This is a genomic window from Sphingomonas sabuli (assembly GCF_014352855.1).
GTDB classification, from domain to species: Bacteria; Pseudomonadota; Alphaproteobacteria; order Sphingomonadales; family Sphingomonadaceae; genus Sphingomicrobium; species Sphingomicrobium sabuli.
Genome location: NZ_CP060697.1, coordinates 333,722 through 345,942, shown reverse-complemented (window position 1 = coordinate 345,942; position 12,221 = coordinate 333,722). Strand labels below are relative to the sequence as shown.

The 12,221-nt window shown below is 65.4% G+C and carries 13 protein-coding genes; 6 read left to right on the top strand and 7 right to left on the bottom strand.

Annotated features, from left to right (window positions below; genetic code table 11):
- Positions 1-131 precede the first annotated feature (131 nt).
- From H8M03_RS01770 to H8M03_RS01760, 3 genes are all read right to left on the bottom strand, one after another.
- On the bottom strand, positions 132-1,901 hold the full coding sequence (locus H8M03_RS01770; protein ID WP_187480070.1) for a tetratricopeptide repeat-containing sulfotransferase family protein: 1,770 nt from the start codon (positions 1,899-1,901) through the stop codon (positions 132-134).
- Between the two features lie 77 nt (positions 1,902-1,978).
- Positions 1,979-3,391 (bottom strand): adenosylhomocysteinase, encoded by a 1,413-nt coding sequence (ahcY, locus tag H8M03_RS01765; RefSeq protein ID WP_187480069.1) that lies wholly within the window; start codon positions 3,389-3,391, stop codon positions 1,979-1,981.
- A 106-nt stretch (positions 3,392-3,497) separates the two neighbouring features.
- The gene (locus H8M03_RS01760) at positions 3,498-4,070 is read right to left on the bottom strand and encodes a YqgE/AlgH family protein (RefSeq protein WP_187480898.1); all 573 of its coding nucleotides are present in this window, start codon (positions 4,068-4,070) and stop codon (positions 3,498-3,500) included.
- A 100-nt stretch (positions 4,071-4,170) separates the two neighbouring features.
- Between H8M03_RS01760 and H8M03_RS01755 the strand changes: the two genes are divergently transcribed.
- Both H8M03_RS01755 and H8M03_RS01750 read left to right on the top strand, forming a co-directional pair.
- Positions 4,171-4,650: a peroxiredoxin gene (locus tag H8M03_RS01755; protein ID WP_187480068.1), complete on the top strand. Its 480-nt coding sequence runs from the start codon at positions 4,171-4,173 to the stop codon at positions 4,648-4,650.
- Between the two features lie 96 nt (positions 4,651-4,746).
- Positions 4,747-5,142: a hypothetical protein gene (locus H8M03_RS01750; protein WP_187480067.1), complete on the top strand. Its 396-nt coding sequence runs from the start codon at positions 4,747-4,749 to the stop codon at positions 5,140-5,142.
- A gap of 92 nt (positions 5,143-5,234) precedes the next feature.
- On the opposite strand, the gene H8M03_RS01745 is transcribed toward H8M03_RS01750, so the two are convergent.
- Together H8M03_RS01745 and H8M03_RS01740 are read right to left on the bottom strand one after the other, a co-directional pair.
- Positions 5,235-7,133: a M2 family metallopeptidase gene (locus tag H8M03_RS01745; protein ID WP_187480066.1), complete on the bottom strand. Its 1,899-nt coding sequence runs from the start codon at positions 7,131-7,133 to the stop codon at positions 5,235-5,237.
- Positions 7,134-7,195: 62 nt separating this feature from the next.
- Positions 7,196-7,951 (bottom strand): alpha/beta fold hydrolase, encoded by a 756-nt coding sequence (locus tag H8M03_RS01740; protein WP_187480065.1) that lies wholly within the window; start codon positions 7,949-7,951, stop codon positions 7,196-7,198.
- A gap of 93 nt (positions 7,952-8,044) precedes the next feature.
- On the opposite strand from H8M03_RS01740, the gene H8M03_RS01735 reads away from it, so the two are divergent.
- Positions 8,045-8,812, top strand: coding sequence for a sulfite exporter TauE/SafE family protein (locus H8M03_RS01735; RefSeq protein WP_246448977.1), 768 nt, complete (start codon positions 8,045-8,047; stop codon positions 8,810-8,812).
- On the opposite strand, the gene H8M03_RS01730 is transcribed toward H8M03_RS01735, so the two are convergent.
- Positions 8,809-9,255: a GFA family protein gene (locus tag H8M03_RS01730; protein WP_187480063.1), complete on the bottom strand. Its 447-nt coding sequence runs from the start codon at positions 9,253-9,255 to the stop codon at positions 8,809-8,811. The genes H8M03_RS01735 and H8M03_RS01730 overlap by 4 nt on opposite strands.
- A 48-nt stretch (positions 9,256-9,303) precedes the next feature.
- Here H8M03_RS01730 and H8M03_RS01725 point away from each other — a divergent pair, with 48 nt between their 5' ends.
- The 3 genes from H8M03_RS01725 to H8M03_RS01715 are packed head-to-tail and all read left to right on the top strand — an operon-like array spanning position 9,304 to position 11,162.
- Positions 9,304-10,287, top strand: coding sequence for a hypothetical protein (locus tag H8M03_RS01725; protein ID WP_187480062.1), 984 nt, complete (start codon positions 9,304-9,306; stop codon positions 10,285-10,287).
- The gene (locus tag H8M03_RS01720) at positions 10,288-10,950 is read left to right on the top strand and encodes a Fe2+-dependent dioxygenase (RefSeq protein WP_187480061.1); all 663 of its coding nucleotides are present in this window, start codon (positions 10,288-10,290) and stop codon (positions 10,948-10,950) included.
- A 35-nt stretch (positions 10,951-10,985) separates the two neighbouring features.
- Positions 10,986-11,162, top strand: coding sequence for a hypothetical protein (locus H8M03_RS01715; RefSeq protein ID WP_187480060.1), 177 nt, complete (start codon positions 10,986-10,988; stop codon positions 11,160-11,162).
- A gap of 14 nt (positions 11,163-11,176) precedes the next feature.
- Here the strand turns inward: H8M03_RS01715 and H8M03_RS01710 are convergent, their stop codons facing one another.
- Positions 11,177-12,205, bottom strand: coding sequence for an aspartate-semialdehyde dehydrogenase (locus H8M03_RS01710; RefSeq protein WP_187480059.1), 1,029 nt, complete (start codon positions 12,203-12,205; stop codon positions 11,177-11,179).
- Between the last annotated feature and the right edge of the window lie 16 nt (positions 12,206-12,221).

Below are 12,221 nucleotides of genomic sequence, written 5' to 3'. Positions count from 1 at the left end.
TGTGAGAATTTACAGGCTGCCGTTTGACCGATGCACCGCTGAAAAAAAAGGCGTTCTAGGGTCGCCGGGCAAATTCCGGCGGTACCTGTCACATTAATGCCACATGAACTTTTGAGTCGGCTATCCGACGCTTAACGGCGCCAATCCTCGACCGCGCTGCCGAGCGCGTCTTCCAGTTCGCCAAGCCACGGCTTGTATTTCTGCCACCGGCCGAAGCCGGCCTTGTTGATCGGCTGGCGGACCTGTTCGGCGCTCGGCGTGTGAACCGGGCGATCGGTCTCGAAAAAGCGCAGGCAGCGCTCGTCGAATTCGACTTCCAGGAAGTCGAGCAACTTGCGCACTTCGCCTTCGAGGTCCTCGATCAGGTCCTCGTAGATGACGCGGTGGACGACGCCCGGCATGACGGTGTCGAAGTGGCGCATGACGCGAAGATACTCGCGATAGAAGGACGCCATTTCCTCGATCCCGTAGGAATAGTTCACGCCCCACGAAAAATGCTGCGCGTAATTGGCCAGGCAGCAATCGAGCGGGTTGCGGCGGATATCGACGATCTTGGCGTTGGGCAGGATGGTGTGGATCAGCCCGGACTGCCGCCAGTTGCCCGGATTCTTGTCGGTGAAATGCGGGCGGTCGGTGGAGCGGTGAAACGCGGTCAGCTCCAGGTAGCGGGCGCCGAGCGCGTCGAGGTCGCCCAGGTCCGTTCGCTTCAGCGCCGCCTCCGCCGACTTGGCTTGCTGGCGCTCGGTGATCTCGCCCTGCAGCTGCTGGATCGCGAACAGCTCTTCGGTGCCTTCGATCGCCGGGTGGCTGGCGAGAATCTGCTCGACCAGGGTCGAGCCCGAGCGCGGCATGCTGACGACGAAGATTGGCGCCTTGCTCGGATTGCCCTGCCCCGCCCGCTTCTTGAAGAATTGCGGCGTGTAGGTCGCGATCAGCTCGTCGGAGCCGCTGCGCATCGCATCGATGTCGTGCGGATGCATCTTGAGACGCAGCGCATTGCCGTCGCGCAGGTGGCGGGAAGCGGACTCGTAATCCTTGCGCTGGTCGTAGGCCGTGGCGAGGGCGAAGTTCATCGCCACCCGCGCATGATCGTTCGGCAGCCGCGGCAGGGCCGCAAGCATCGCGTCGATGTCATGATCGAAGAATCGCGCGCGCTTGAGATTGGCCATGCCCCACCACGCGCCGCCGTTGGTCGGCTCGACGCCGACCGCGGCACGGTAGCCCGCGACGGACTCGCCAAACTTGCCCAGCGTCTTGAGCAGATAGGAATAGTTCATCCAGCCCGTCGAGGTGTCGGGATGGACGTCGAGCAATTCCTTGAACGTCGCCTGCCCCGCTTCCAGCTTGCGCACCTGGACGTATAGCGCGGCCTTGTAGGCGACCGCTTCCTCGTTGGTGGGATCGAGCGCGATGGCGCGGTCGATCGCGACGATGGCCTCGTCGATATGTTCCGGCGTGTCGGACTTGCGGGCCTGCTGATGCAGCGACTTGGCGAGGTCGATCCAGTTGAGCACCCGCTCCGCATTGATCTCCAGCGAGCGCCGGAGGATCTTGATCGAATCTTCGAGGAACCCGAAATCGGCCGCGATCTTGGCCATCAGGCGCATGGCCTCGGGATCGTTGGGCCGGCCGGCGAGATAGCGGCGGAGCACCAGCTCGGCCTGTTCGGACTGGCCGCGGAGCAGCAATTGCCCGGCGCGTTCGACGTCGACCGAAATGTCGAAATCCTCGGCGCGGCTGGGCGCGGCAGTGCCTTTGACCCGGGCGGCGACGTCCGCCAGCCGCTGCGCCGCGGCTTCGTCCGTAGGGTCGGCGGCGACCGCCGCGAGGGCATCGTCGAACGCCTTGCGGGTTGCCGCCGCGTCCTGCTCCGTCCCGGCCTCGTCGTCGATCTGCTGCATGGTCGGGCGCTTAAGGGTCGCGGCGAGCGGTCGTCAAGCGGATGACCGCCGCCGCCGCGAACCCCGGTTCGAACCGATTAGTAGCGGTAATGCTCGGGCTTGAACGGGCCCTTCGGCGATACGCCGATGTAGCTGGCCTGCTTGTCCGACAGCGTGGTCAGCTTGACGCCCAGCTTGTCGAGGTGAAGCGCGGCGACCTTTTCGTCGAGGTGCTTGGGCAGGACGTAGACGTCGTTGCCATATTGTTCGGTCTTGGTGAACAGCTCGATCTGCGCCAGCACCTGGTTGGTGAAGGACGAGCTCATCACGAAGCTCGGGTGGCCGGTGGCGCAGCCGAGGTTCACGAGGCGGCCCTTGGCGAGGACGATGATCTTCTTGCCGTCCGGGAATTCGACTTCGTCGACCTGCGGCTTGATTTCCGTCCACTTCATGTTGGCGAGGCCGTTGATCTGGATCTCGCTGTCGAAGTGACCGATGTTGCAGACGATCGCCATGTTCTTCATCGCCCGCATGTGGTCGACGGTGATGACGTCCATGTTGCCGGTCGCGGTGACGAAGATGTCGGCGCGCTTGGTCGCCTCTTCCATCGTCACGACTTCATAGCCTTCCATCGCCGCCTGCAGCGCGCAGATCGGGTCGACTTCGGTGACCAGCACGCGCGCGCCGCCGTTGCGGAGCGAGGCAGCCGAACCCTTGCCGACATCGCCATAGCCGGCGACGACCGCGACCTTGCCGGCGAGCATGACGTCGGTGGCGCGGCGGATGGCGTCGACCAAGGATTCCTTGCAGCCGTAAAGGTTGTCGAATTTCGACTTGGTGACGCTGTCGTTGACGTTGATCGCCGGGAACGGGAGCTTGCCCTGCTTGGCCAGCTCGTAAAGGCGGTGGACGCCGGTGGTGGTTTCTTCCGACACGCCCTTGATCGTCTCGACGGTCTTGGTGAGATAGCCCGGACGGTCCTTGAGGAACTTGTTCAGGGTGGCGACGAAGACTTCCTCTTCCTCGTTGGTCGGATCGAACAGCTTTTCGCCGGCTTCGACGCGCGCGCCCCACAGCGCGAACATGGTGGCGTCACCGCCGTCGTCGAGGATCATGTTGCACACTTCGTCCTGGCCCCAGTCGAAGATGCGCGTGACGTAGTCCCAATATTCCTCGAGCGTTTCGCCCTTGACCGCGAACACCGGGATGCCGCCGGCGGCGATCGCCGCGGCCGCATGGTCCTGGGTCGAGAAGATGTTGCAGCTGGCCCAGCGGATGTCGGCGCCGAGTTCGATCAGCGTTTCGATCAGCACCGCGGTCTGGATGGTCATGTGCAGCGAGCCGGTGATGCGCGCGCCCTTGAGCGGCTTGGCCGCGCCATATTCCTCGCGCAGCGCCATCAGGCCCGGCATTTCGGTTTCGGCGATCTCGATTTCCTTGCGGCCGAAATCGGCCAGCGCGATGTCCTTGATCACATAATCGTCGAAACGGGTTTCGGCCTGGGTCGCCACGTCAAAGTCTCCGGTGTCTGAAGTTGGATTTCGCCGCGGGCCCTAGCGGCACAAGCAGCTCAAGGCAAATATAAAGATTTCTTTATATGACTTCAATGACCGCCGATCAGGCGGCGCCGGTCTCGCTCGATAGCAGGCGCGGGTCGATCCCCGCCGCCTTGAACGCCGCCGCCCAGCGCTCGTCCGTCGGGGTGTCGAACAGCAGGCTTTCATCGGCATCGGCGGCGAACCAGCCGTGGCGGGTCATTTCCTCGTCCAGCTGGCCCGCGTCCCACCCGGCGTAGCCCAGCGCTGCGATCCATTGCGTGGGCCCGCGCCCGTCGGCGATGGCGCGCAGCACGTCGATGGTGCCGGTCATGCCGAACAGGACGCCGCGCGGGCCGGCGACCTGCAGCGTGTCCTGCCCGCCCCAGTCGGTCGAATGGAGGACGAAGCCGCGGCTCACCTCGACCGGTCCGCCATGGTGCACCGCGCGGTCGGGCGCGGCGCCGGGATCGAGTTCGAGCTGCTTGAGCAGGTTGCGGAAGCGCAGGCCCGCGCGCTTGGTGCCGATGCCGATCCCGACCGCGCCGTTTTCGTCGTGCACGCAGATGGCGATGACCGCGCGCTCGAAGCGCGGGTCGGCCATTCCCGGCATCGCCAGGAGCAGCTTGCCCGAAAGGAAGGTGCCGGAGTCCATCGCCCGCATGATGTGCGGTACGGCGGCGGGGGACAAGCCTTGAGAGCAGCCCGCGACGACCCTATCTGCACCCCCGAACACTCAACAGGAGCAGCGACCCATGACCATTCAAGTCGGCGACAAGATTCCGGACGTTGATATTTCGGTAGCGACGGCGGACGGCCCCCAGCCGACCACCACCGGCGAATTTTTCGGCGGCAAGAAGGTCGCCTTGTTCGCGGTCCCCGGCGCCTTCACGCCGACCTGCTCCGCCCGCCACCTGCCTTCCTATGTGGAAAAGGCCGGCGACCTGAAGTCCAAGGGCGTCGACACGATCGCCTGCATTTCGGTCAACGATCCCTTCGTGATGGCCGCATGGGGCGAGCGCGACGCGTCCAAGGACATCACCATGATCGCCGACGGCAACGGCGCCTTCGCCGAAGCGGTCGGGCTGGACATGGACGGGGCGAAGTTCGGCATGGGCAAACGCAGCCAGCGCTATTCGATGCTGGTCAACGATGGCGTCGTCGAGCAGCTCAACGTCGAAGCACCGGGCGAATATCGCGCGTCGAGCGCGGAGCATTTGCTCGAGCAGCTGTAACCGGCCCGTCCGCGCCACTCCTCATCGCGGGGGCATGCAACGTCGGGCGCTTTCGCCCGTTGGCTGTATGAACCCGAAATTCCTGAGGAGGATCAAATGGCTAACAAGAACCAGACCGGCAGCAAGAACAACAACCCGCACGGGCACAACCAGTATACCAACGACTGGCTGTCCCCGGCCAAGGATCATCCGTTCGCAACCGCCGCGGCAGCCGCTGCTGCGGTCGGCGCGGGCGTGTTCCTGTGGGCCAAGCGCGACCGCGTCGGCAACCAGGTCACCCGCATCAGCGAGACCGCCAACGAAATGGCCGGCCGCGCCAGCGACAAGGCCAGCCAGTGGATCGACCAGGTCCGCGGCGACAGCGCCGAGCGCGAAGTTTCGGTAACGCCCGACGCCACCGCCACCGGCCGCTCGCCGGCCCTGTCGGCGAAAAGCGGTACGGCCAACACCGGCACGAGCCGCGCGACCGGCGCCGAGCCCGTCAGCTACTAAGCTTTCGGCCGCTTGAAACGATCAGGGGCGCCCTTTGCGGGGGGCGCCCCTTTTCTTTGCCTATCGACGACCGAACCGCGGTCGCGAGTTCGCTACCAGCCTTGCGCCTGATTGGCGTTCTGCTGGTCGAGCCAGGCTTTGAGCGGCGCGAAATATTCGGCCATCGCCGCACCCGACATCTGCCGCTGGCCGGTGAAGGCCTCAAGCGCGTCCGGCCACGGCTTCGACGCGCCCATCGCCAGCATGGCGTTGAGACGCTGACCGACCGCCTTATTGCCGAAGAAGCTGCAGCGGTGGAGCGGCCCGGTCCAGCCAGCCTGGTCGCAAGCCGCCTTGTAGAATTGGAACTGCAGGATCCGCGCGAGGAAGTAGCGGGTGTAGGGCACGCTCGCCGGGATATGGTATTTCGCGCCCGCGTCGAACCCGTCCGCAGGACGGTCCACCGGGGGCGTGATGCCCTGATATTCGAGCCGGATCTTGTTCCAGGCGTTGTTGTACTCGGATGCCGGAATCGACCCGTCGAAAATGCCCCAGCGATAGCGGTCGATCATCAGCCCGAACGGAAGGAAGGCGACCTTGTCCATCGCCTGGCGCAGGAGCAGGCCGATGTCCTTGTCGGCGCTCGGCACGCGATTGCGCGGAAGCATCCCGATCTGCACCAGATATTCCGGCGTGATCGACAGCGCGACGGCGTCCCCGATCGCTTCGTGGAAACCGTCGTTGGCACCATTCAGGTAGAGATAGGGCTGCTGGTTGTAGGCCCGCTGATAGTAATTGTGGCCGAGTTCGTGGTGGATGGTGACGAAGTCGTCCGCGTTGCGCTTGATGCACATCTTGATGCGCAGGTCGTCCTTGTTGTCGATGTCCCAGGCCGACGCGTGGCAGACCACTTCGCGGTCCTTCGGCTTGAGGAACATCGAGCGTTCGTAGAACGTCTGCGGCAACGGCGCGAAGCCAAGCGAGGAGAAGAAGCCCTCGCCGGTTTTCACCATGCCCAGCTCATCCATCTTCTTGGCCGCGATCAGGTCGGTGATGTCATAGCCCACATCGCCCGCGCCCTTCGGCGCGACCAGCGGATAGATGTTGCCCCATTCCTGCGCCCACATGTTGCCCAGCAAATCGGCGCGGATCGGGCCGGTCTTGGGCTGCACGGCATCGCCGTATTTCTGGTTGAGCTTGTTCCGCACATAGGTGTGCAGCGCCATGTAAAGCGGCTTTACTTCCTGCCACATGCGTTCGGTTTCGGCAGCAAACTGTTCCGGCGGCATGTCGTAGGCGGAACGCCACATGGCACCGGTGTCGGCGAAGCCCAGTTCCTTAGCGCCGGCGTTGGAAAGCTCGGTCATCTTGACGTAGTCGGCCTTCATCGGCGCGCCGACATTGTCGTGCCAGCTGGTCCACATCTCCTTGAACTCGGCCGGGCTGTTTTCGAGGTTGCCCATTTCGGCCTCGATGTCGCTGCCGCTGATCGGCTTGCCGTTCAGGGTCCCGCGGCCCTTGCCATATTGCGATTGCAGGCCGGTCTGGATGGTGGCCAGTTGCTGCGCTGCGCCCGGGGTGGTCGGCGCCGGGAGGACGATGCCGGTGCGCAGGATATCGAGTTTGCGCTTCACGTCCGGGTCGAGCCCCGGAATGGTCGCATATTTCGCGGCTTCGAGCCCGTATTGCACGGTCTTTTCGGTGCCGATGCCATTGATCCGCGCGGCGGCCGCGTCGGTGTCTTCGGTGATGTAGGTGGCGTTGATCCAGTTGATCTGGCTCGATTCCACCGAGAAATCGAACAGGTCCTTTTCGGCCGCGGCGACGAAGGCGGCGGCGCCGGCGGGCGTGAGCGGATATGCCGCCGCGCCTTCCGCGGCAGCGTCCGATGCCGGTTCCGCGACCACAGCAGCACTTGCCGGCGGATTGACGGCAACCCCTGCCGGCGGCGGGGTCGTGGCGCAGCCGGCGACGGCCAGCGCGAGAAACGAAACGGACGCGGCAAATCTCATCGAAAAACTCCCCTAACTAAAGATATCGCGTGACGGGTGAGTGCGACCTTGGGCCGGGGGCGTCAAGGCGAGGCCGCGAGAAAATCGGCGATGGCGCGGCCGAATTCGGCTTCGGAGACCGAGCTCATGTGCGTGCCCGGGACAGCGCGGAACGTGCCGTCGGGCAGCGCCGCGGCCAGCTCCTCCCCCGAGCCGTTGTCGCCGTCTTCGGTGCCGAGGACCACCAGCGTCGGCATGGTGAAGGCGCCAAGCCAGCCGTCCTCGCAATCGACGAAGCTGTCGAGCAACAGCGCGGCGGCGGCGCGGTCGACCTTCATCGTCTTCATGAACTGGATCGAGAGCCAGTGCGGGTCGCCGCGCGATGAGGTATCGAACTGGGCGATCGCTTCGAGGAAGAAATGCTTGCGCCGTTGCCAGCGCTGCAGGCCGCCAAGCCCCATGCCGCCGAGAAACGCCTTGCCCGGCTTCAGCCCGCGGCCCACCGCTTCGACCGTGGTCCGGGCGCCGAGCGAGAAGCCGCCAAGATCGTAATCGTCCAGCCCGAGGTGCGCGACCAGTTCGGCAAGGTCGCGGGCAAGGATGCCGTCAGGGTAATGGACGGGATCGTGCGGCTTGCCGCTGTCCCCGTGGGCCCGCAGGTCGGGCATGATGACGCGAAAGCCGCGACCGGCGATTTCCGCCGCGTGGCCGAACCGAATCCAGTTCATGTCGGCACTTGAAAACAGGCCATGGACGAGGATTGCCGGCCGCCCCTCCCCCATCTCCCGGTAGACGAGGTCGACGCCGTCGGAGGCGGTCCAGTGTTGCGGCGCGGTCATCGGTACGATTTCTCCCAAACGAAAAGCATGCTTGGCACTTCCCGAGCGCCAGTCCAAACGCCTTCGCAATTCGGACTGCGAATCGGGGGCGACGTGGATTTCAGTGCATTCGAGCTGACGGACATCCTGCCGTTCATTGCGGTGGGCTTCGTCGCGCAGTTGATCGACGGCGCCCTGGGCATGGCCTTCGGCGTCATTTCCACCACCTTGCTGATCAGCATCGGCGTGCCGCCGGCGGCCGCTTCGGCCGGCGTTCATGCGGCCGAGGCCTTCACCACCGCCGCCTCAGGCACCAGCCATATCATCCACCGCAACGTCGACTGGAAGATGCTGGCCCGCCTTGCCATTCCGGGGGTCATCGGCGGCGTACTCGGCGCCTATGTCCTGACTCAGATCGATGCCGAATCGGCGCGGCCGTTTGTGCTCACCTATCTTGCCAGCATCGGCGTCTACCTGATCTGGCGCGGCCTGCACTTTCCGCCGGTCCATCGCGCGCCGCGCATCGTCGAACCGCTGGGCCTTGCCGGCGGCTTCCTCGACGCTGCGGGCGGCGGCGGCTGGGGCCCGGTGGTGACCGGCAACCTGCTGGTCCAGGGCGCCGAGCCGCGGCGCACGATCGGCACGGTCAACACCACCGAGTTCCTGGTCACGGTGACGATTTCGGCGACCTTCATCGCCACGCTGGGCTGGGAAATGTTCACCGCCGCGACGGTCGGCCTGCTGATCGGCGGAGTCGTCGCCGCGCCGTTCGGCGCGATGATCGCCAAGCGCGCCAAGCCCAAGATCCTGCTGGTGTTCGTCGGCGCGGTGCTGACGGTCACCAGCCTGTACGGCGTCGCCCGGGCGCTCGAGCTGATCTAGGCGGGCGGGGCCGCCCCGGCCTCGTCCCAGCGGTCGACCAGCCGCTGATATTCGTCCGATCGCGTGCGCGGCAGGCCGCTGGTGTCGAGCCAGGCTTCGTGAATGCTCTCAGCGCCGAAATGGCTGGACGGCGTGAAGCGCGAGGGGTCGTCGAAGCTGGCCACGGTCAGGTCCATCTTCGTCGTGTCCGTGAGATACTGGAAACCGAGGCTGGTGCCGCATTCCCGGCAATAGGGCCGCTTGGCGATCGGGCTCGACGCGTACCAGTCGGGTTCGCGAGTCCAGGTCACCGCGGCCTGCTCCACATTCTTCATCGCCAGGCTGACGTTGCCGCTCGACCGCTGGCACATGCGGCAGTGGCACAGATACGCTTCGTCGTCGTCGATGCGGGCGGTGTAGCGAATGCGGCCGCAGGCGCAGCCGCCGTCCATGGTGTCAGTCATCAGCCTGTCCCGAGTTTGCGTGCCGCATCTGGCCGGTTATTGGGCGCCATGTCCAGCACCCCCAGCGCCGAGGAAATTGCCCGCGACGCGACCTGGCTTGTCCAGGCGCTGGACGCGGACAAGGCCGTGGTGCGGCTCGTGCGGATGGACGCGGCACGGTACCGCGATGCCAGCTTCCTCGACGACCGCATGTTCGCCGAGCGGTTCGACAGCGCGGTGGTACCCTGGAGCGACCTGCCGAGCGACATCGCGACCCCCGCCACCGCCCGCTGGATCTTTCATATCGGCCATGTCGGATCGACGCTGGTCGCGCGCCTGCTGGGCGAACTGGACGGCGTGCTGAGCATTCGCGAACCACGGGTGCTGCGCGACGTTGCGATGCTGCCGCCGGAGCGGCGCGAGCCGTTCGTGCCGGCGCTGCGCGGCCTGTTCGCGCGCACCTTCGCAAACGGCGGCATGGCGGTCGTGAAAGCCACCAGTTTCGTTTCCGAAATCGCGCCCGAGCTGGCTGGCGCGGCGCCGACGTTGCTGATGTATGCCAGCCCGCGCAACTATATCGCGTCGATCCTGGCGGGCGAGAATTCGGTCAAGGAAATGGCGGCGCTGGCGCCGCTGCGCGCCGGCCGGGTCGCCGGGCGCGCCGTATTGCCCCAGCCGAGCACCCCGGCGGAAATGGCAGCGGCGGCCTGGGCCTGCGAGATGACGTCCCTGGAGGCCACCGCGGACGCGCTCGACGCCACGTGGGCGGACTTCGACGCGATGCTCACCAACATGCCTGCCGAGCTGGCGCGGTTGGCCGGGGCGCTGGGCATCAATGCACCGGCGGAGCGCGTCACGGCGATTGCCAACGGCCCGCTGATGCGGCGCTATTCCAAGGCGACCGAATATGCCTACAGCCCGGACCTTCGGCGCGAGCTGATCGCGGAAGCGACGGCGCACAATCGCGCCAGCATCGACAGCGCGGTCGCGATGTTACAATCTGCCGCGGAGCGCTCGCCCCTGCTCGCCCGCGCCCTCGACCGGAGTGGTTGAATGTACCGAGTGCTGGACATCCTGACGCGCCAAGAGGTCGACGAATGCCGCCGCATCGCGGCGCAGGCGCCGTTCGTCCACGGGCGGATCACCAATCCGCACAACACCGCCAAGGACAACGAGCAGCTGCACGAGCAGCAGGCGTACACCACCAGTTCGCAGCTGCTGATGCAGGCGCTCAACCGCAGCGAGGAATTTCGCGAATTCGCTTTCCCCGCAGTGATCGCCCCGCCGCTGCTGACCCGGTACAAGCCCGGCAATCATTATGGCGCGCATGCCGACGCCGCCTTCCTGGCCCTGCCCGGCCGGACCATTCGCAGCGACCTCAGCTGCACGATCTTCCTCAACGATCCGGACAGTTATGCGGGCGGCGCCTTGCAGGTGCGGCTTGGCGACGGCGTGTTGCGGTTCAAGCTGAAGCCAGGCCAGGCGATCGTCTATCCGTCCGACACGCTCCACGAAGTCGAACCGGTGTCGTCCGGCGAACGGTTGGTCGCCATCACCTTTATCCAGAGCCGCATTGCCGACCCGTTCCGCCGCAACCTGCTGTTCGACCTGAACGAGGTCGCGGCGTTGGAAGGGCTGACGATGAAGCCGGAGAATTTCAGCCGCCTGCAACTCGTCCAGGCGAACCTGCTGCGCCATTGGGGCGAAAAGCCCTGACCGGATAAGCAACGCCAACAGGAAAGGACCAGCCGATGCTTCTGACCCCTCCCAAGACGATCACGTTCCTGGTGTCCGCAATCCTTGCCGCGGCGACCCTGCTGTCGGCGTTCGCGTCGGTGAACATCCCGTGGGTCAGCGCCAACGAATTGCTGGCCATGACCATCGCCTGGGCGTTGCTTGCGCTTGCGGTGCTGATCCGCGGCCTGTGACCGCGGTGCGGCCGTCAGGCGGCCTTTTGCAGGTGCTTGCGGCCTAGCAGCTCGGCGATCTGGACGGCGTTGAGCGCCGCGCCCTTGCGCAGATTGTCGCTGACCACCCACATGCTGAGTCCGTTGTCGACGGTCGGGTCGTCGCGCACCCGGCTGACGTAGGTGGCATATTCGCCGACCACCTCGACCGGGGTGACGTAACCGCCGTCCTCACGCTTATCGACCAGCATCACGCCCGGCGCCTCGCGCAGGATTTTCTGCGCTTCCTCGGCCGACAATTCCTCCTCGAACTCGATGTTCACGGCTTCGGAATGGCCGACGAACACGGGCACTCGGACGCACGTCGCGGTCAGCTTGATCCGGGGATCGAGAATCTTCTTGGTTTCGACCACCATCTTCCATTCCTCCTTGGTCGACCCGTCGTCGAGGAAGGTGTCGATGTGGGGAATGACGTTGAAGGCAATCTGCTTGGTAAAGAAGCCCGGCTCGTTCGAATCGCCGACGAAGATGTTGCGCGACTGGTTGAACAGTTCGTCCATCCCCGCCTTCCCGGCGCCCGAAACGGACTGGTAGGTGGCGACGACCACGCGCTTGATGCGGGCGACGTCGTGCAGCGGCTTCAGCGCGACGACCAGCTGCGCGGTCGAGCAATTCGGGTTGGCAATGATGTTTTTCGCGCGATAGCCGGCAATCGCCTCGGCGTTCACTTCGGGCACGATCAGGGGCACGTCCGGGTCCATCCGGTAGAGCGACGAATTGTCGATTACGGTGCAGCCCGCGGCAGCGGCCTTCGGCGCGTAGGTTTCGCTGACCTTCGAGCCCGCCGCGAACAAGGCGATGTCCCAGCCCTCGAAATCGAAATGCTCGATATTCTTGACCCGCAGCTCCTCGCCGCTGTCGCCGAAATCGATGACATCGCCGGTTGAGCGCGCGGACGCGATCGCCGCGACCTCCGCGAGCGGGAATTGCCGCTCCGCAAGGATGTTGAGGATTTCCCGGCCGACATTGCCGGTGGCGCCTACGACGGCGACGCGATAGCCCATGCGATTATCTCCCTGG